Source organism: Streptomyces sp. NPDC006235, assembly GCF_040613735.1.
In the GTDB taxonomy this organism is placed as follows: domain Bacteria; phylum Actinomycetota; class Actinomycetes; order Streptomycetales; family Streptomycetaceae; genus Streptomyces.
Window position 1 is genome coordinate 31,775 of the sequence record NZ_JBEXSR010000046.1, and the last position, 17,672, is coordinate 49,446.

21 protein-coding genes are annotated in these 17,672 nt (G+C 65.8%); 7 read left to right on the forward strand and 14 right to left on the reverse strand.

Translation table 11 applies throughout. The features are described 5' to 3' along the window. Positions 1-61 precede the first annotated feature (61 nt). On the forward strand, positions 62-1,582 hold the full coding sequence (locus ABZ192_RS36210; protein ID WP_356928711.1) for an MFS transporter: 1,521 nt from the start codon (positions 62-64) through the stop codon (positions 1,580-1,582). A 296-nt stretch (positions 1,583-1,878) separates the two neighbouring features. On the opposite strand, the gene ABZ192_RS36215 is transcribed toward ABZ192_RS36210, so the two are convergent. Next, the gene (locus tag ABZ192_RS36215) at positions 1,879-3,357 is read right to left on the reverse strand and encodes an alginate lyase family protein (protein WP_356928756.1); all 1,479 of its coding nucleotides are present in this window, start codon (positions 3,355-3,357) and stop codon (positions 1,879-1,881) included. Positions 3,358-3,655: 298 nt separating this feature from the next. Further along, the gene (locus ABZ192_RS36220; RefSeq protein ID WP_356928712.1) at positions 3,656-3,958 is read right to left on the reverse strand and encodes a hypothetical protein; all 303 of its coding nucleotides are present in this window, start codon (positions 3,956-3,958) and stop codon (positions 3,656-3,658) included. 199 nt (positions 3,959-4,157) lie between these two features. Here ABZ192_RS36220 and ABZ192_RS36225 point away from each other — a divergent pair, with 199 nt between their 5' ends. The 4 genes from ABZ192_RS36225 (at position 4,158) to ABZ192_RS36240 (ending at position 6,666) form a co-directional block, all read left to right on the forward strand. Beyond that, the gene (locus tag ABZ192_RS36225; protein WP_356928713.1) at positions 4,158-4,580 is read left to right on the forward strand and encodes an Hsp20/alpha crystallin family protein; all 423 of its coding nucleotides are present in this window, start codon (positions 4,158-4,160) and stop codon (positions 4,578-4,580) included. 163 nt (positions 4,581-4,743) lie between these two features. Then, positions 4,744-5,241 carry a DUF2267 domain-containing protein gene (locus ABZ192_RS36230; RefSeq protein WP_356928714.1) on the forward strand — a complete coding sequence of 166 codons (498 nt, stop codon included), beginning with the start codon at positions 4,744-4,746 and terminating at the stop codon, positions 5,239-5,241. 120 nt (positions 5,242-5,361) lie between these two features. After that, positions 5,362-6,159 carry an alpha/beta hydrolase gene (locus ABZ192_RS36235; RefSeq protein ID WP_356928715.1) on the forward strand — a complete coding sequence of 266 codons (798 nt, stop codon included), beginning with the start codon at positions 5,362-5,364 and terminating at the stop codon, positions 6,157-6,159. 96 nt (positions 6,160-6,255) lie between these two features. After that, on the forward strand, positions 6,256-6,666 hold the full coding sequence (locus tag ABZ192_RS36240) for a VOC family protein (RefSeq protein WP_356928716.1): 411 nt from the start codon (positions 6,256-6,258) through the stop codon (positions 6,664-6,666). A gap of 143 nt (positions 6,667-6,809) precedes the next feature. Here ABZ192_RS36240 and ABZ192_RS36245 read toward each other — a convergent pair whose 3' ends face one another. From ABZ192_RS36245 to ABZ192_RS36260, 4 genes are all read right to left on the reverse strand, one after another. Next, positions 6,810-7,244 carry a VOC family protein gene (locus tag ABZ192_RS36245; protein WP_356928717.1) on the reverse strand — a complete coding sequence of 145 codons (435 nt, stop codon included), beginning with the start codon at positions 7,242-7,244 and terminating at the stop codon, positions 6,810-6,812. Between the two features lie 30 nt (positions 7,245-7,274). Next, entirely contained in the window at positions 7,275-7,715 is a 441-nt protein-coding gene (locus ABZ192_RS36250; RefSeq protein ID WP_356928718.1) for a hypothetical protein, read from the reverse strand. 217 nt (positions 7,716-7,932) lie between these two features. After that, positions 7,933-8,166, reverse strand: a complete 234-nt coding sequence (locus tag ABZ192_RS36255) for a DUF397 domain-containing protein (RefSeq protein ID WP_356928719.1) — start codon at positions 8,164-8,166, stop codon at positions 7,933-7,935. Continuing rightward, positions 8,167-9,012 (reverse strand): helix-turn-helix transcriptional regulator, encoded by an 846-nt coding sequence (locus ABZ192_RS36260; protein ID WP_356928720.1) that lies wholly within the window; start codon positions 9,010-9,012, stop codon positions 8,167-8,169. It abuts the gene before it with no gap. Between the two features lie 219 nt (positions 9,013-9,231). On the opposite strand from ABZ192_RS36260, the gene ABZ192_RS36265 reads away from it, so the two are divergent. After that, positions 9,232-9,864: an ATP-binding protein gene (locus ABZ192_RS36265; protein WP_356928721.1), complete on the forward strand. Its 633-nt coding sequence runs from the start codon at positions 9,232-9,234 to the stop codon at positions 9,862-9,864. Here the strand turns inward: ABZ192_RS36265 and ABZ192_RS36270 are convergent. Next, complete coding sequence (locus tag ABZ192_RS36270; RefSeq protein ID WP_356928722.1) at positions 9,837-10,610, reverse strand: HNH endonuclease; 774 nt, start codon at positions 10,608-10,610, stop codon at positions 9,837-9,839. The genes ABZ192_RS36265 and ABZ192_RS36270 overlap by 28 nt on opposite strands. Positions 10,611-10,771: 161 nt before the next feature. Between ABZ192_RS36270 and dcm the strand changes: the two genes are divergently transcribed. Beyond that, positions 10,772-11,830: a DNA (cytosine-5-)-methyltransferase gene (gene dcm, locus ABZ192_RS36275; RefSeq protein WP_356928723.1), complete on the forward strand. Its 1,059-nt coding sequence runs from the start codon at positions 10,772-10,774 to the stop codon at positions 11,828-11,830. A 9-nt stretch (positions 11,831-11,839) separates the two neighbouring features. Here the strand turns inward: dcm and ABZ192_RS36280 are convergent, their stop codons facing one another. The 7 genes from ABZ192_RS36280 to ABZ192_RS36310 form a co-directional block, all read right to left on the reverse strand. Beyond that, positions 11,840-12,295, reverse strand: a complete 456-nt coding sequence (locus ABZ192_RS36280; RefSeq protein WP_356928724.1) for a very short patch repair endonuclease — start codon at positions 12,293-12,295, stop codon at positions 11,840-11,842. Continuing rightward, positions 12,288-12,887, reverse strand: a complete 600-nt coding sequence (locus tag ABZ192_RS36285) for a hypothetical protein (RefSeq protein WP_356928725.1) — start codon at positions 12,885-12,887, stop codon at positions 12,288-12,290. Before ABZ192_RS36285 ends, ABZ192_RS36280 begins: the two co-directional genes overlap by 8 nt. A gap of 42 nt (positions 12,888-12,929) precedes the next feature. Then, positions 12,930-14,213 (reverse strand): PIN-like domain-containing protein, encoded by a 1,284-nt coding sequence (locus ABZ192_RS36290; RefSeq protein ID WP_356928726.1) that lies wholly within the window; start codon positions 14,211-14,213, stop codon positions 12,930-12,932. A gap of 157 nt (positions 14,214-14,370) precedes the next feature. After that, on the reverse strand, positions 14,371-15,345 hold the full coding sequence (locus ABZ192_RS36295) for a NaeI family type II restriction endonuclease (protein WP_356928727.1): 975 nt from the start codon (positions 15,343-15,345) through the stop codon (positions 14,371-14,373). A gap of 509 nt (positions 15,346-15,854) precedes the next feature. Beyond that, complete coding sequence (locus tag ABZ192_RS36300; RefSeq protein WP_356928728.1) at positions 15,855-16,313, reverse strand: DUF3592 domain-containing protein; 459 nt, start codon at positions 16,311-16,313, stop codon at positions 15,855-15,857. Between the two features lie 121 nt (positions 16,314-16,434). Next, positions 16,435-16,617 carry a DUF5988 family protein gene (locus ABZ192_RS36305; protein ID WP_356928757.1) on the reverse strand — a complete coding sequence of 61 codons (183 nt, stop codon included), beginning with the start codon at positions 16,615-16,617 and terminating at the stop codon, positions 16,435-16,437. Between the two features lie 15 nt (positions 16,618-16,632). Then, positions 16,633-17,649, reverse strand: a complete 1,017-nt coding sequence (locus ABZ192_RS36310) for an SEC-C domain-containing protein (protein ID WP_356928729.1) — start codon at positions 17,647-17,649, stop codon at positions 16,633-16,635. Positions 17,650-17,672 lie beyond the last annotated feature (23 nt).

Here is a 17,672-nt window from a genome sequence, read left to right on the forward strand (position 1 = left end):
GGGCGTAAGCGATTCCGCTCAGGGCACTCGACCCGGGTTCTTCTCGATGGGGAGGGAGCCCATGACCACCGCACAGGCCGGGACCGGCCGTACCGTGACCACCGACATCCCCGCCCGCCTCGACCGCCTCCCGTGGTCACGCTGGCACTGGACGATCGTCATCGGGCTCGGCACCGTGTGGATCCTCGACGGTCTCGAAGTCACCGTCGTAGGCAACATCGCAAGCCGCCTGTCGGAACCCGGCAGTGGCCTGCCCATCACCTCCGGCGAGGTCACCGGCCTCGCGGCAGCCCTCTACGTGGCGGGAGCCTGCTCCGGCGCCCTCTTCTGGGGCCGGCTGACCGACAAGTGGGGCCGTAAAAAACTCTTCATGATCACGCTGGCGGTCTACCTCGGCGCCACCGCCCTGACCGCGATCGCCTTCGACACCTGGTGGTTCTTCCTCTTCCGCTTCCTCACCGGCTTCGGCATCGGCGGCGAGTACGCGGCCATCAACTCCGCGATCGACGAGCTGATCCCCAAGGAGTACCGCGGCCGCGTCGACCTGATGATCAACGGCAGCTTCTGGCTGGGCGCGGTCTTCGGCTCCCTCCTGTCGATCGTCGCGCTCGACACGGACATCTTCGCGGCGAACGTCGGCTGGCGCCTCACCTTCGCGCTCGGCGCGGTCCTGGCCCTGGTGATCCTCCTGGTCCGCAGGCACGTCCCGGAGAGCCCCCGCTGGCTGCTGATCCACGGCCGCGACGACGAAGCGGAACGCATCGTCTCCTCGATCGAACGGAAGGTCGAGCAGGAGAACGCCGAACCGCTGCCGCGCCCCGAGGGCGAGATCACCATCCACCAGCGCCGTAGCGTCACGTTCCTGGAGATCGGCCGCACGGTCTTCTCCGACTACCGCCGCCGCGCCGTCCTCGGCTTCTCCCTGTTCATCGGCCAGGCGTTCCTCTACAACGCCATCACCTTCGGCTTCGGCGCGATCCTGACGACGTTCTTCGACGTCCCGAGCGGCAGCACCGGCTACTACTTCGCGGTCATCGCACTCGGCAACTTCTGCGGCCCGCTGCTGTTGGGCAAGCTCTTCGACACGGTCGGCCGGCGCGTGATGATCTCCGGCACGTACCTGCTGTCCGGCCTGCTCCTCTTCGGCACGGCCTGGCTCTTCGACCAGGGCTCGCTGAGCGCGAGCACGCTGACGGCCTGCTGGTGCGCGGTCCTCTTCTTCGCCTCGGCGGGCGCGTCCAGCGCCTACCTGACGGTCTCCGAGGTCTTCCCGATGGAGACCCGCGCCATGTCCATCGCCTTCTTCTACGCCATCGGCACAGCGGCCGGTGGCATCAGCGGCCCGCTCCTCTTCGCCGACCTCACCGGCACGGGCAAGGTCGGCGACACGGTCCTCGCCTTCCAGATCGGCGCGACCCTGATGTGCCTGGCCGGCCTGACAGCGGCGCTCCTCGCGGTGCGGGCGGAACGCCGCTCCCTGGAGGACATCGCCACACCACTGACGGCGACGGAGGAGGGCAAGCCAGACGGCGACTCCACGACGACCTCCGGCTCGACGGGGTCCAGGACGGCGACGGCGTAGTGCTCGCCTGACTGCAGCCGCCGCGACGGCCGCAGCCGGCGCAGCTACGGCCAGCCGCCCCAGCCGCGGGCGGCCGCAGCGTGCTTGGCTGCGGCCAGCCGCCCCAGCTGCGGGTGGCCGCAGCGTGCTTGGCTGCGGGCAGTCGCCCCAGCCGCGGGCGGCCGCAGCCGGCTCAGCTGCGGGCAGTCGTGCCGCTTGGGGCGGCACGGGTGGGCGCAGCGGCACCCCGCCAGCGCGGGCGAGCGACCCGACCCGTGCCCAGGCCACAACGCCAGGGCCCCGCAACGTGCCGGACGCTACTCGGCCGCACCCTGCCGCACCCGACCCCGCCGCCGCAGCAACAGCAACCCACCCGCGACGGCGGTGACTCCCGCAGCGGCAGCCCACCCGACGACCTCCTCAGAACCGGTGGCGGCAAGGTCCCTCCCCGAGGCAGGCGAGGCAGGCGAGGCAGGCGAGGCAGGCGAGCCAGCGACCGACGGACTGGCACCCGCATGAGCCCGGGCACCGGACGCCGCAGGAGACGAGGCAGGCGCCGACGCCGGCGCCGCTGCATCCATCGCCTTGTCCCGCGTAAAGGCCAACGTTCCGAAGCCCAGCTGGTCGTACCCCCCACTGTTCGGCCCGTAATCCCCACCCCCACCCTCCGGCGCGGCCTTGGCCGCCGCACGCGTCACATACGACGCCGACATCCCCCGCCGCTTGGTGTAGTGGTTGGCGATCATCGCCCAGACGGGACGCGTCATGGCCGGGTCCACACCCGCGGCCTCCGTCGCGGTCTCACTCCCCGACCACCCCCCGATCGCCCCCTTCTTCCGCGTATTGGCCGTGTACGGCACATCTCCGCCCAGGCTCCACTTCGCCACGTACTGCGCCCCCTTGAGGAAGCGGCTGTCGTCATAGCCGTAGAGATCGATGCCCTGGTTCCACGCCATCTCGCAGACCGTGCCCATCAGCCCGACCCCGAGCAGTGAATGCCCCTGGTCCCGCCCGGACTCGACCCACTCGGCGAGCCCGTCCTCGTGCACGACGGGAATCGCGTGCTTGACGGACCCCATGCCGTCGCCGTGCTTGAAGTACTCGACGGCCCGGTCCACCACGGCACGGTCGTCGCAGAAGATGCCCGTGGCGAGCGCACAGGCGATGGCCGTCAGGTCCCAGTTGGGCCAGTAGTTGGTGATGACGGCACCGTTGTGATCGCTCAGGAAACTGTCGCTGAGCGGATAGAAGACGTTCCGCATCACCTCCTGCGCCCGCCCGAGCGCGAAGTCACCGTGCCCGCGTACGAGTTCGGCGGCGTTGGCGAACTGGTAGCCGTACAGCCCCGCGGCCAGGAACCGGTCGGCCGAGCCCTGGATCGACGTCAGCTTCCCCGACCAGGCGTTGAGGATCGCCACCGCGGTGTCGGCGTGCGCGGTCTCGCCGCTGACGTGGTACCGCAGGGCGTTCTGGTAGGCGGCGTGGATGTCGTTGTAGAGGACCGCGTAGTTCTGCGGCGACCCCGCCCCCCGGTACACCGTCGCCTGCGGATTGGCCCGCCAGCCGCTCTGCGCGTGCCGGTTGGCGGTGAGCTTGGCGAACCCGGCCGTATAGGGTCTGGCGCCCGCCTTCACCTTGGCCGCCATGCGGTCCAGGTCGGTACGGGTGTGCAGCAGCCCGGGGTGGGCGAAGGCGGAGCCGGCGGCGAGTGCCGGGCTCGCGAGAGCGGTCGTACCGACACCGGCGCCGACGCCGATACCGGCGGCTCCGGCTGCCGCACCCGTGGCCTTCAGCATGCTCCGGCGGCTGATCTGTCGTGTCACGTTGTCGTACCTCAACGTCGTAAGTCGCGTTCCTGCGGGGGACGGTGAGGAGACGGCCGGACGGCGAAGGCGATAACAAAAACTGCGCTATAGTTGATCTGCGTCCAGTCGCCGGAACTCCTAGCTCCGGTCACACGGACAATGCGTTGGTGGTCCAAGGAAAGACGCCCCACTTCCTGTGGGGAGATGCAGGTGCAAGGCCTGCCCGGCGCTCCAGACGAGAACCCCGGCCCTGGGTTTCAGGGCCGGGGTTCTCTGCTGTGCGCTCTGCTCAGCCGCGCCGGTCGGCGACCACCCAGGACGCCACGGCCACGGCCCCCGCCACCCCGAACACGGCAGGCCAGGCACCCACCTTCTTGGCCAGCGGATGAGACCCGGCGAAGGCGGCGACATACGCGGCCGACAACGCCCCCGCGGCCACCGCGCCGGCCTGCTGACGCCACTGCCGCGCGGCCGCGGCCCCGGCGACGGCGAGCACGGCCCCGCCGAGCGGCCGCTGCCTGGTCCAGCGGGCCACGCCGTAGCCGCCCACGAGCCCGCTCGCGGCGATCACCGCACTGGGAACCTTCGCCATACCTGCCTCCTGCTTCAGCTCTGCTGGGCTCTGGGCCTGCTGCTCCTGCCCCGCTCGCGATCACTGAGGCTAGCTCCCCAGCTCGGGTCACACGCGAACATGAGTCGAGGCTTGTCAAGTTTCCGGCTCCGAGCTATATAAGAAGGCGAAGAACGTAGGGCATCGCACCGGCAGCGCCTGAAGAGAGGAGTGACCAGTGATGCTCATGCGCACGGACCCCTTCCGTGAACTCGACCGGCTCACCCAGCAGGTCCTCGGCCCCGCCACGCGCCCCTCGGCGATGGCGATGGATGCCTACCGCTCGGGGGACGAGTTCTTCGTCCACTTCGACCTCCCCGGCATCGACCCCGAGACGATCGAGCTGGACGTCGAACGCAACGTCCTGAACGTCCGAGCCGAACGCAGGTCCCCCGCCCCCGAGGACGCGGAGCTGCTCGTCGCCGAACGGCCCACGGGCACCTTCACCCGCCAGCTCTTCCTCGGCGACACGCTGGACACGGAGCGCATCGACGCCTCCTACGGGGCCGGCGTCCTGACCCTGCGCATCCCGGTGGCCGAGCAGGCCAAGCCGCGCCGCATCCAGATCACGGGCGGCGACAAGCCCAAGCAGCTCAGCGGCTGACGGCACGGCACTCACGTACCCACACACCCACGCAGAACCCACGAGGGCTGTCCCGAGGACGTCCCACCCACGGGACAGCCCCCGCCCCCCACACCCACCCCGCGCCGCCGGAGTCCCAGCCCGGCGGCGCGACGCAGGACCGGATCCGGAGGAAGACCCACACATGAGCGTGACGACGGTGCCCAGTGTGACGACTGCTCTCACGACCCCGAAGACCCTGATCCCCGCCCCGCAGCGCAACCACGACACCCGAGGCGACGACAACGCCTGGACCCGGCTGATCGAAGCGGTGCGGGAATCGGGCCAGTACACCACCAGGTCGGAGGCGGAGCGGGTCACCCGTATCGTCCTGTCCGCCCTCGGCGGTCATGTGATCGGCGACGAACGGGTCGACCTCGCCCGCGCCCTGCCCGAGGAGGCCGCCAGGGTCATCGCCTCCCAGATCCCGGCCACGCGCCGGCTGACCGCCGCCGAGTTCGTCGACTCCGTCGCGGCACGGATCGAGGGAGCGACCCCCGCCACGGCCCGCTGGGACGTCAGCTCGGTCCTCAGCGTGCTGCCGCCCCTCGTCGGCGACGACCTGATCACCCGCATCCTGGCCCAGCTCCCCACCGGCTACGCCCTCCTGTTCGGCCGAGTGGACCTGAGCCCGGCGTCGTAGGGCTCGGCTCGTAGGACCGGACCGGGCGTCATAGGCTCCTGAACCGCGCGACGGCCACCTCTTGGACGGACGGGAGGTGGCCGTCGGACAGACGGCCAAGCCACCGACAGGAGCCGACACTTGACCCGCACGAGGTCCGCGACCCTCACCACCCCCGACGGCACGCACCTCACCCACAGGGACCACCAGCCCCCTGGGGAACCCGCGGCCACGTTCCTCCTCCTGCACGGCCTGGCGGGCCACCAGGGCGAGTGGGACACCCTCGCCGCGCAACTGCAGGCCGACGGCCACCGCGTGGTGACGTACGACGCCCGTGGCCACGGCGCCAGCACCCGCACCCCCGCGACCACGACCCGCGCGGCCCACGTCCAGGACGCCATCACCCTGATCGAGGAACTGGACCTGGCCTCCGTCATCCTGCTGGGCCAGTCCCTCGGCGGCCACACGGCCATGCTCCTGGCCGCGTCCCACCCCCACCTGGTGAAGTCCCTGATCCTGATCGAAGCGGGCCCGGCCGGCCCCACCCCGGACGTCCCCGCCCAGATAGCGATCTGGCTGGACAGCTGGCCGACCCCCTTCAAGTCCCTCGACGAGGCGGAGGCCTTCCTCGGCCAGGAGGCCTGGGCGAGGGGCCTGGAGAAACGGGAAGACGGCTGGCACCCCGCCTTCGACCGCACCACGATCATCGACACGATCGCGGAACTGGCGACCACGGCCTACTGGCCCGAGTGGTCCCGCATCACCTGCCCCACCCTCCTCATCCAGGGCGAACACGGCACGATGCGCCCCGACGAACCGGCGCAGATGCTCACCCACCGCCCGCACACCCACCACATCCGCATCCCCGACGCGGCCCACGACGTCCACCTGGACCAGCCGGACCGCCTCTACGAGGCGATCAGGACCTTCATCTCCTGACCCAGCAAATAGTTCGACAGGGGCCCGTCTCCCCGCCCATCCTGCGGTGGCGCACCGGCGCACCGGCGCGCCCGACCCGCCCGAGGGAGACGACCGTTGAAGCCCCGCATCCGCCACATCACCTTCGACTGCACGGGAGAGCCCTACGAACTCGCACGCTTCTGGTCGGAGTTGCTGGGCCACCCGATCTCCGACGAGGACAAGCCCGGCGACCCCGAGGTACTGATCGAGTTCCCGAACGGCGCCCCCGGCCTGCTCTTCGTCAGCGTCGAGGAAGGCAAGACAACCAAGAACCGCATCCACTTCGACCTCCAGCCCACAGGCCGCACCCGCTCCGAAGAGGTCGAACGCGCGGTGAGCCTCGGCGCCCGCGTCCTGACGGACCGGACCCTCCCGAACGGCAGAGGGTGGGTCGTCATGGCCGACCCCGAGGGCAACGAGTTCTGCGTCGAACGGGGAGAACTGGATCCGGTGCGGGATCCGGTGCAGGACCGGGTGGAGGACTGACGGTTCCCGGTGTACGACCACGACGGCGGCCGGACGAGACGAGGACGCTCAGCCCAGACCAAGCACCTGCCGGTCAGGGTCACTCGGCGGGCACCTCCACCGCCCAAGGGAGACGGCCCTCACCTCGCCGTCCCGGAGGATGCTCAGTCGAGACAGAACTCGTTGCCCTCGATGTCCTGCATCACGATGCACGACTCGTTGTCGTCATCTGCAGGCAGCAGTCGCACGCGTACCGCGCCGAGCGCGACCAGTCGTGCGCATTCGGCCTCAAGCGTGGCCAAGCGCTCTGCCCCCACGAGTCCGGTGCCGACCCGCACGTCGAGATGCAGCCGATTCTTGGCGACCTTGCCTTCGGGAACGCGCTGGAAGAACAGTCGCGGGCCCACACCTGAGGGATCAGCGCAGGCGAACCATGAACCCTGATCCTCAGGCGGCAGCGAGCGATTGAAATCGTCCCAAGTGGCAAAACCCTCCGGTGGCGGCGGTACGACGTACCCCAACACCTCGCACCAAAAGCGAGCGACGCGCTCAGGTTCTGCGCAGTCGAAGGTGACCTGGAACTGCTTGACCGATGCCATCGGTCCAACATAGCAAGGCGACTCTCTTGCTCAATTGCCCGAGCACATCGGCACGTTGACGGGACACGACTTGGCCCTGGCGCGTAGCCATGTTTCACCCAGTCTCTTCACCGGCGGCTGTGCGCCAGATCTGGACCAGGCAGTACTGATCTGCTCCGCCCAGTTTCTCTTCGGGCCCCCGGCATGGGCAAAGGTTCCCTGCGTCCCGCCAAGGGAGAGGTGAAAGGCCCACTCGCGCGATTGAATGTCCATTGCCATCGCATCCGGTACAACCCGGACGAGGGCCGGACCAAGGGGACTTCTTTCCGCCCCCCGGTCGATGGTCTCCAGTGCGAGGCCGCCGCCGGGAAGCTCCACTTCCACGTCCTCCGCACCGGACCACTGGGCATCGCTTGCCGGAGGGACGGTCGACCAGCACTCCAACCGCACGGACGCCCGGATCACTTGGGGCGGCACCTGCAGATAGACCATGCCAGGGGCGGAAAGAAGCCAAGTCGTGCGATCCGCGTCTGGTGCATAGGTATCGACGCTGTGTCAACCAGCCCAAAAATGCGGTAACTGGGAGTAATCACAGTCTCGAAATCATCCAGCAGCCTGTTCAAGGGCGCCTCGCACGTCATCAGTGAGTCGCGAGCAGCATCATGTCCTCAGAGGCAGGACCCGCCCGACGCGGCCAGAGCCGAGTGCCCTACGGCTTAGCGGAACCAGCCTGATCCTGGGCGCTGCTCAATGCACTGATAAAGCGCGACCACGCCTCGCTACCGACGGAAACGATGGGCCCCCGTTGGTGGTAATGCTTGGAGTCGCGTATGAGCGCACCGTGTGCGACGTAGGCACACTCCAGGCATTCGGTGGTGTTGCCGCCGCTGTACGACGACTTGAACCACCGTGGCTCGGAGGCGATCAGGGGGCTAGCGGGCATTCAGAGCTCCTTGCGGGCGCGATGGATCAGGGCGGAGGAAGCCTCCATGTCCAACGCTTGTGCGCGCAGGTACTCGAACGCAAGTCTGTATCGCTCTAGTTCCTCTTCCTTCTCCAGGAAGAGGGAGCCTGCGTGGAAGTCGACGTACACGACGTCGAGGGCCGGTTCAGGGCCCCCGATGATGACGAAGCTGCCCAGGGCGGCAGCGTGGGCGCCCTTGGAGAACGGCAGGACCTGGAGAGTGATGTGAGGGGACTCGTTGGCTTCGAGGAGCCGGTCGAGCTGCTCCTTCATGACCGCCGGCGAGCCGACCACGCGCCGGACCACCGATTCATCGAGGATCGCCCACAGGTGCAACGGTTTCGGGCGGGTCAGGATCTCCTGCCGCTTCATGCGGATGTCGACGAGCCGCTCGATCTCTGCCGACTCCAGGGGCACTTCGTTCGCCTTCTGCAGCGCTGTGCTGTAGTCGCGTGTCTGTAGGAGTCCAGGGACGTAGACGCAGCAGAAGTGGTTCTCACGGACCGCCTCGTCCTCAAGGGTGAGCAGCAGGTTCATGCTCTCCGGGATGGAATCGGCGAAAGAACTCCACCAGCCCTGCTCCTTGGCGCTCTTGGCGAGGTTGACCACTGCTCGCCGCTCAGCGTCAGTTGCTCCGTACTCCCGGCAGAGCGCGTCGACGACGATCCACTTGACCGGTCCGGCCGTGGTCTCGTACCGGCTGACGGTCGCTTTCGATACGCCGACCAGGCGCCCGGCTTCCTCAAGCGTCAACCCGGTGCGGGAGCGCAACTTGCGCATGGTGGCGCCCAGTTGGCGGCGTCGTGTCGTGCTCCGTTCGGGCATGAGGCTCCTTCGCCATGTGCCGGGCATCAGCCCGGAGGACGCCCATCAGGCTAGGCAGCGGTGAAGCGGGCTCACCACCAGGTTCACTCGATAGATTCCCATGAGAAGTTACACAGTGAGATTTCTCTGTGCCATGCTCGTTACCGGTCGCTACGCAGCGCAGTCGTACGGATACGGCGTGATCAAGCGCGTTGCGTGGCCAGGGAGGGAGGACAGGTCATGCCTGGCTACGAGGTCACGGAGTCGCGACTGCGCTGCGTACTGCCCTTCGAAGCAGCGCCGGCGGAGGTGCGCCTGCTGAGGAGAGCGGCCGTGCAGCAACTCAGCCGGTGGGGCATGCCGGTCGCCCCTGACGACGCAGAACTTCTTGTTGCGGAGCTGGCCACCAATGTCGTCAAGCACGTTGGTGAAGGGACGTCGGCGGCCCTGATCTTGGAGAGGAGGGCGGAGTGCGTACGTCTCGAAGTTCACGACAAGAGTCCGGTCATGCCCATCGTCAGGGAGGCGGCATGCGGTGATGAGTGCGGCCGTGGCCTGCATCTGCTCGCGGCGATGGCAGTGGACTGGGGCACTGTTTTGACCGCGGCAGGCAAGGCCGTCTGGTGCGAGATTCCCCTCAACAGCGGGCGTAGCTCCCACCGTTTCGACCGAGCTGTGGAGGCGCTCGAGAACTACGAGGGTGCTGGGCGCGGGCTAGGCCGGCATGGGAGAGGTCGAGAGGTGAGCCTCGTCGAGTCGGCTGTCGAGCTGATCGCTGATCTGCTCCACTGGACTAGCGCCCGAGGGCATGATCCGGACGACATCCTCGACCGCGCCCAGATGCACTACGAGGCTGAAGCGGACGCGGCGTAGTGGACGGCTGTCTGAACCGACTTGCGCATCTCCTCCCTGAGAAGCGCCGGCGTCCGCCAGGATTCTCCGGGACGGCTCCTGTGGCACATGCGGTGGCAGTTGGCGCACAAGCATGCCAAGTCGTTGAGCCTGGTCTCTCGCGCTCCAGAAACGGGGAGGGGGGTGACGTGATGGACCTCGATGTAGCCCTCGACCAAGTCTCCGTAAGCGCGGCCGAAGTCGAAGTCGCAGACTTCACACTGGAGCGCGCCGCCGCGTCGGCGTACTTGCTCAATCTTCAGCGAGCGGAGCTTCGGATCCCGTTCGCGGGCGAGTGCGCGGCGGACAAGAAGGCGTCCCTCGATGGCCGTGACACCAGCCTCATCGACCTCGTCAGGTTGCGGTGCTATGCGATGAAAGTCGCCAGAGCCGATGCCTTCTTCGATCGCCCTTGCAGCTTGGAGCATCTCAGTCTCATGCGCAGTGAAGGCCTCAATCATGAGGAGCGTGGGTTTCCCACATCGTGTGGCTTTGCCCGCGTACAGCTCGTGATTCGTCATGAAGTCGGTGGTCTTGCGGCTGACGCTGTTCGGGGACCGGAAGCTAGGCAAGGCACGAGCCGCGGGTTCGTGGATCGGCAGCGACCTAAGCAGCTCCGAGAGCTCGTGTACCTCAGGGTCCGCAGTCCGCAGCTCGCGCCAGCCGTTCTTCACGACGAGAGCGCCGGCCAGCACAAGCTCGTCCTCAGTCCCAGCAGGGGTCCGCATAGATCATATCGTATGAGTGTTCGGCACGGCGGAGGGTGCGTGCAGGGAGCCGCGGAGGGTGCTGCACACTTGGGTAGGTCTCGTTGTCAGTGGGGTCTGTCACCCTCAGTGATGGTGGATCGCAAGGTGCGTCTGCCGCTGCACGACTGTAAGGAGGGGGCATGACCCGCGTGAACGCACTTAAGTACACCTCAGTGGAGATCTGCGCCGGAGCTGGAGGGCAGGCGTTGGGCCTCCACAACGCTGGCTTCAAGCACGCGGCCCTTATTGAGATCGATAAGGACGCATGCCAGACCCTCAGGGACAACATCAGAGAGAAGCCGGAGTGGAGCGGCTGCAAGGTCATTGAGGCTGACCTGAGGGGGTTCGACGCGGTCGAGTTGGGGCTGGACCCCGGCGAGCTCGATCTCCTGGCGGGAGGAGTCCCGTGCCCTCCGTTTTCGGCAGCGGGCAAGCAACTTGGGCGTGACGACGAGCGTGACCTCTTCCCGACCATGCTTGCACTCGTTGATGACTTGGAACCCAAGGCTGTAATGATCGAAAACGTACGCGGCCTTCTGGACCCGAAGTTCGCCGAGTACCGCGAAGAGATCATCAAGGGCCTGGAGTCCATGGACTACGAGGTGTGCTACTGGGACGTCCTGGAAGCCAAGAACTACGGTGTTCCGCAGCTGCGCCCGCGCGCCATCCTGGTTGCCATGAAGCCGGAATATGCTCAGTACTTCGAACACAAGAAGCCGGCGGAAACCAAGCAGCTAAGCGTGGGCGAGGCATTGCACGACTCAATGCGGGCCCGATATGACGCCGTTGCCGACGACCCCCGGGCCGAAAGGGCATTCAAGAGGTGGTACGAGAAGGCGCTGGAGGGCGTCGCGCCCACCGTCGTCGGCGGCTCCAAGAAGCACGGCGGTGCGGATCTGGGGCCGACACGAGCCAAGCGCGCGTGGGCCGATCTTGGAGTCTGCGGGCTGGGCGTCGCTAACGAACCTCATGAGATGAAGGACGCAGATCGCGACCTATTCGCCTCGGCGGGACCAAAACTCACGGTCAGTCAGGCTGCCATCATCCAGGGATTCGACGAAGACTGGCATTTCTCAGGGCGTAAGACCGCCGCATATCGCCAGGTTGGTAATGCCTTCCCGCCGCCTGTTGCACAGGCTGTCGGAGAGCAGATCTACGCAGCCTTTGAGGCTGCTGAGAAGGCAGCTAGCGACGGATAAGCCTGCATCTCACTGACTGCGGTTCCTTAGACGACTGACTGTGGCCGCGATCTTGATCGCACAATCTTCGGCTGGATCGTGCTCCCAAAAACGGAGCACAGTCCAGCCGGCGGCCCTGAGTTGTTCATCCGTGTCCCGGTCGCGGGCAATGTTCCGCGCCACCTTGCCTGACCAGTAGCCAGAGTTAGTCCTCGGCGGTACGTAATGCTCAGGGCAGCCGTGCCAGTAGCAACCGTCAATGAACACGGCCAGCTTTGCTGATCGAAAAACGATATCCGCCGTTCGGCGAAGGTCAGGGAGAGGCTTGGCTGCCACTCGATAACGCAGTCCTTGAGCGTGGAGCAGGCTCCTCACCAACCGCTCTGGCTTGGTGTCGCGGCTACGGATCGCCTGCATGTTCCGTCGGCGGGCCGCTGATGATGCCCATGACCCCTCCGGCGGTTCCCAGTCGGTCTCGTCACTCATTCGTTGGGATGCCCGCATTCTGCAGCAGCCGTTTCTGCTCAGGCTTGGATTTCGTCTTCTTTCGCACGATAGTCCGAACGAGAGAAGGGAGGACTTCGAAATTCAATTCGAAGGACTTTAGCACATAGAAGTCAATCCCGTCCTCCTTGTACCAGTCGACATCCATTCCGAGCTCACGAAGTTCTCGCGTGCGGCGTTCTGTGTGGACCCCGTCTGCTGTGACGATGCGCAGTTTTGCTGCCTCTATCGGTTCTGCCAGATTTTCTTGAAGCAGTGAGAAGAGGTGCTCATGAAGCTGATCCCCGTAGGGGGCTTTGAGGTACCCCTCAGGAAAGTATTGACTGTATCGCGTATCTAGCTCTGCTTGGACCCGAGTGTAGAGTTCTCTGAATTTCGGATTCTCGTCCGGTAGATGCATAAGCATGCGAGCCTTCAAAGCATCAGCCGTCACTCGCTTGGCGTACGTGTAGGCTTCAAATAGCTCCTGGGCCTTCGCCTGCTTATCAATCTGGGAAAGCAAAGTTTGGAGGGCGTGCTCAGCGTCGGACTTGATGTTTTTCCACTCATTCTCAGGTGAATCTTTAGCAGTCACTGACTATCTCTCATTCTGTGGTCAATGCGGCGAGTACTGACTCTAATCGGAAAGCGTAAAGTCCAATTGCTGTGCGGCCAGACGTTGAAGGATTCTTCTATCATTTGGGGGTGAGCTGTTGACGATCTGGGCGAACCACGGAGCGATCCAGGAAGAGCTCTGATAGGGCCATTCGCCGAGTCGTAGACAGTTGCCTGGAAGCCATTCTGGATCCGGCGGTTCCACTGACCGTGTGGCAGCAGTCATTGATACCCGTGGCTCGTCCGTGGAAGGGGTTCGGCGTCCCAACTGTGCAGTTACCCCGATCAGCCACCAGTCTAGAACGCGGAGAAGATGCGGGAGTTCACGGGGCAGTGAAGCACTGTGCAAGCCAGCGGCCCTGTGCGCGGTGAGCGCCAACTCGCTGGGCGGCTCTGTGTGACCTGCCTCCCGTTCAGTGATGGTGATCACATCAGCGGCTTCGGCAGCTCGGTCGATCTCTTCGTACGTCTCATCGGTAATCTCTGCATGCAAGAAGCGATTCACGCCTCGATAAAACTGTCCTGGTGTCTCGATTCGCAGCTCTGCTCCGGCTCGCATCCTCAGCTCGCTTGCCAGCGAAGGCCAAGGGCGTCGGCCTCGACCTAGTTCTTCTGGCTCGTACCAGTCTTCCTTAGTGTCGCGAGAAACAAAGAGCAATCGCTTGCGTTCTTGCGAGGAGGCGATGAACCGGACCACTTCTTCCCAGAGTAGGAAATCCCCGGCAGCTGATAGTGGAGTGCCTTTCCCAGCGTCGGCGAATCCAGGAGGGATCCGATTTGGGAACCTGTATGAGGATGCCTCGCCCACACGGCGCTGGATCTCTTCGGCATCAGGTGGTTCTGCGATGTTGGACCCAAAAAGTTCCGCGACCTGTGGAAGCACGGGATCATGTGCGTCCACCGATGCGGGCGCGAGGTCGTGATCTTTGAGACCCTTGACGAGGTCAATAAGTTCTTTCTTCCAGTCACTCAACAGGTTATCGACTGCTTGACTGGATATCTTAGATGCCAGAGATTCGCTCGCCTCGGTATCCCTGGCATACTTGATTAGTAGATCTTGGACGAATTCCCGCGCCCCTATGATTGCCTTGTTGGCGTCGCCGAGTTTGCGGTTGAGGAGACCGGGGGCATCTTTGAGGGCTTTTGTCCTCTCGGCAATCACACGATGGCGTCCGCGCACGAATTCCAACCCGACCTGGTGGGGGAGCCAAAGGCGGTTCTGAACGCTCTTGAGGGCGTTGAGAACCTGCTCGCGAGCGGCAGGCGTGTATTCGTAGAGACTGAGCAGGACATTCGTGTCGAGCACGACGATTCCCTGCTTGAAGAACTCCGGTCGTTCCGGACTGTCTTCAGGTGGGCTTCCTTGCAGCCAGTCCCTGTATTGCCTGATCAGGGGGAGTTCGTTCCCGGGACCTTGCACTGCCCACTCCTTCACTGAAACCGGGACTTGATTTCTCTTCTGGTTAGTGCGAGGAAGTGTGTTTAGGAAGGAGTGGCCCCGGCTCTTTTGGGTCGTCTGGGGTTGCAATCCTCCACCAGGCGCCCTCGAGTTCGATTTTCGGTTGAGGAAGTCCTACATCAGCTTGAGCTTTGGTAACCCGTACGCTAACGAACTCCCCTTCGCGTGGAACAGGCACCTCTAGCTTCGCAGCGATGGCCTGATGGCTGGCATAATCCCCCATGATAAGAATGCCCTCCTTTCGCAGCGCGGATCGGGCGCCCCCATTGCCTCTTACCCTTTTCATGTAGTCTTTCTGCTGGGCAACGGTGCGCACGACATTACGTCCAATGCGGCGAGACTGGACCAGCCTGAACAACTCATTGAGTCGAGCCTGTCCGGATTTATGTGAGAACACCTGCTGTCGATCTCTCGGGTTCATATGAAGCAGAACATTCTCAGGTAGCTCTGCCTTGTCCCAGAGCCAAAGAATCTTGTTGCGATGTTCAGCCTTTATCGTGAGTTTGAGATCCCGATTGTTGCCGCCATTGAGCCACTCTCGCCGTATGCGGAGCAGCCCTGCGCTCCAGAGGCTCTTCGAGTCGTCGGCCCAGACGAGCAAGCACAGGTGTCCGATGGCTTCCGGAGGGATCATCCATCCACCGAACTGCTGTGAGTACTTGCAGTCCACATCGACACCGGCTATTCGATAGTCCATCTCGATGCCGTCATCAAATTCGAACTCGCGCTGCAAGTTGATCTCGACGAGTGTTCCCGCATGCGTCTTCTCAGTCTTGAAGAGCGTCTTCCAGTCATATCGACCAGTCGCTTCGCCATTGAGCAACTGGTCAATCGTGTCCCGCAGTACGGTCGCGAAGCGTCGGCCGGCTGGGTCGAGCCGTGCGATGCGATCGCGTACAGCGACGAGTTCGGGATCGTCTACGAGGGCCGCCTGAGCGCCGATGTTGATCGCTGCTGAGATGTCGTCCAGGGGGAGCACGATCCATTCCTTCTATAAGTTGGCGGCCTGGTGCAGGTGACCCTACATAAGGCGCTCAATGAAGACAGCACGTTAGACCCACATCGTGGATCTTGAACGTGCGGGCTCGAGGCGGTTAGAGGGGCAAGGGTGCCTCCAGGCCGACTTGGCGCTGGGTTTAAGCGGCCTGCTGGCAAGGGGCGCTGTCGCGAGGAGCCGTTTTGTAACAGGGTGGCCGCCCGCTTCCTGGCCAGTGTCGTGCCTCCACGCCCCGCCCCAAGGGCGCTTCACTCCGCTGCGCTGCGTTCCGCGTCGGCTGGCGCCGATGGCCCTGCGGGCCACCCTTGACCCGGGCCGCTCCAGCACGGGAGAGAAGCGAGCGGGCGGCCCGGAGAGGCGGGGGTCACGGGTGGGTAATGCAACTGGTCGGCTGTCCAGTCGACCGGCGTGGGCGAACGCGTCAGCAGTTCGGCGTACGCCGGGTCGGTTCGGCGGCGGGCCGCTGGTGGTGGGGCGAGGCGTCCGGGGCGTCACCAGAACGCGCCCGCTCCCATCCCCAGCCCGAGCAGCACACAAGAGACCCCCCAAGCCAGATGCGCCCCTGCCGAGTACGACACGTTCGCCGGCCTTCCGTCCTTCTGGTGTACGACCACCACCCGGCGTGGGTCCCTCGGGTCGTAGCGGAGGACGACCGGGACTCCGGCGTGGAGAGGGTGTTGCTCGTGATTGAGGGGGGTGCGGCGGTACGTCTGGTCGGCCGGGGCGTTGGGGCGGTCGACCGGTGGGGCTTTGTAGCGGACCTGGGGCGGGTGGAGGGTGGGGCCCTCTCGGCGGGGGCCACGGGCCACCTCGCCCCTGGTGCGGATGCCCCGGACACCGAGGCGGGAGAGGGCTCGGCGCTGGCGTTGGGCTATGCGTAGGTTCCAGATACCGAAGGCCGTCATGGCGGCGGCCATGATGAGTGCGATCGTGAGCCAGGGCTGGTCCATGTGACGTTCCCCCGGGAGCCGACGTCAGTCGTCAGTGTCTGTCGTCCGGGAAGACGGGGGTGGTGTCGTGGCAGTTCCGTGGGGCCGGCTGTCGGGCCGGCCCGGGCCGGCACCGCCCCGGCTACTCGGCGGTCTCCGTCCGTTCCCACCAGCGGTACACCGTTGCCTGGCCCTCCGGTGTCTCCTCGTGGCGGGTCGTGACTGTGTAGTGCCCGTGGCCGCCGCGGTGGGGCATCTTCAGTTCCTGGCAGGGTGGGACGACCGGCGCGATCTTGCTTGCCAGGTCGTCCGTGGTGGGCCGGATGACCCGGTGCTCTTGTCAGGCCGTGCGTCCGTGGCAGGCGCCGTACGGTTGCCCGGAGCCGCACCAGCAGGCCGCGGTGCTCTGTGGGGGCCAGGCCACCGCCCGCCCCCTGGCCGCCAGTGTCGTCGCGTACTGGGGGAGCAGGGTCGGGTCCGACGGGGAGGAGAGTTCCGACGCTGCGAAGGCCTCGTAGGACGGGACCGTGCCGGTGACGATGCCCAGGTTCGGGGTGCCGGAGGACGCGAGTTCCCGCAGGGCGGACTCTACGGTTGCGAGGTGGGTTTCGTGGGAGGGGTATTCCGAGGCCAGGTCGGGGTACGCCTCGAGGAGTTCTGAGAGTTCCGTCGCCGGCCAGTGGAGGATCGCCACCGGGAAGGGGCGGGAGAGGGCCTCGCGGTAGGCGCCCAGTTCCGCTCGGAGGCGGGTGATCTCCGCTTCCAGCTCTGCCGGGTTCTCCGAGCCCAGGGACCAGACCCGCTTGGGGTCGTGGAGTTCGTCCAGGGTGATCGGGAGGGAGTGGACCGTGTCCGCCAGCGCGTCCCACTCGTCGTGGGACTTGCCGAGCATGCGGCGGACCCTGTGGCGGCCGAAGAGGAGGGGGTGGGTCGGCTGCGGGGGTTCCGGGACGTCGGTCAGGAGGAGGCGTACGGCCGCCGTGAACGTGTCGTGCGCCGCTTCCAGCTCGTCGTGCGATTCCAGGGCCTCGGCGACGATCACCCAGGGGGCCGGGTCCCGCGGGGACGCCACCCGGACGCCCTCGATGATCGCCCTGGCCTCGGCCTCGTGGCCGTACTCCCAGAGGTTCGACGCCTTGAGCGCCCGTACCAGGTGGGGGTTCTCCAGGCCGTCCGTGGAGGACAGCAGACGGTCGTAGAGGGCCGTGGCCGTGGGGCGGTCGCCGGCGAGTTCCAGGTGGGCCGCGGCGCGCAGCAGCAGGGCCTCGGAGTCCTCGGGATACAGGCCGGCGGTCCGCTCCAGGCGTGCCGCCTCGGCGGTGTGGTCGACGTTTTCGGCAGGCGAGTCGGGGCGCATGGGGGACACCGTACTGCCGGGAG

Coding starts and splice junctions, on each gene's coding strand:
- ABZ192_RS36210 (WP_356928711.1), top strand. CDS start 62: ATGACCACCGCACAGGCCGGGACCGGCCGTACCGTGACCACCGACATC.
- ABZ192_RS36215 (WP_356928756.1), bottom strand. CDS start 3,357: ATGCTGAAGGCCACGGGTGCGGCAGCCGGAGCCGCCGGTATCGGCGTC.
- ABZ192_RS36220 (WP_356928712.1), bottom strand. CDS start 3,958: ATGGCGAAGGTTCCCAGTGCGGTGATCGCCGCGAGCGGGCTCGTGGGC.
- ABZ192_RS36225 (WP_356928713.1), top strand. CDS start 4,158: ATGCTCATGCGCACGGACCCCTTCCGTGAACTCGACCGGCTCACCCAG.
- ABZ192_RS36230 (WP_356928714.1), top strand. CDS start 4,744: ATGAGCGTGACGACGGTGCCCAGTGTGACGACTGCTCTCACGACCCCG.
- ABZ192_RS36245 (WP_356928717.1), bottom strand. CDS start 7,244: ATGGCATCGGTCAAGCAGTTCCAGGTCACCTTCGACTGCGCAGAACCT.
- ABZ192_RS36250 (WP_356928718.1), bottom strand. CDS start 7,715: ATGGTCTATCTGCAGGTGCCGCCCCAAGTGATCCGGGCGTCCGTGCGG.
- ABZ192_RS36255 (WP_356928719.1), bottom strand. CDS start 8,166: ATGCCCGCTAGCCCCCTGATCGCCTCCGAGCCACGGTGGTTCAAGTCG.
- ABZ192_RS36260 (WP_356928720.1), bottom strand. CDS start 9,012: ATGCCCGAACGGAGCACGACACGACGCCGCCAACTGGGCGCCACCATG.
- ABZ192_RS36265 (WP_356928721.1), top strand. CDS start 9,232: ATGCCTGGCTACGAGGTCACGGAGTCGCGACTGCGCTGCGTACTGCCC.
- ABZ192_RS36270 (WP_356928722.1), bottom strand. CDS start 10,610: ATGCGGACCCCTGCTGGGACTGAGGACGAGCTTGTGCTGGCCGGCGCT.
- dcm (WP_356928723.1), top strand. CDS start 10,772: ATGACCCGCGTGAACGCACTTAAGTACACCTCAGTGGAGATCTGCGCC.
- ABZ192_RS36280 (WP_356928724.1), bottom strand. CDS start 12,295: ATGAGTGACGAGACCGACTGGGAACCGCCGGAGGGGTCATGGGCATCA.
- ABZ192_RS36300 (WP_356928728.1), bottom strand. CDS start 16,313: ATGGACCAGCCCTGGCTCACGATCGCACTCATCATGGCCGCCGCCATG.
- ABZ192_RS36310 (WP_356928729.1), bottom strand. CDS start 17,649: ATGCGCCCCGACTCGCCTGCCGAAAACGTCGACCACACCGCCGAGGCG.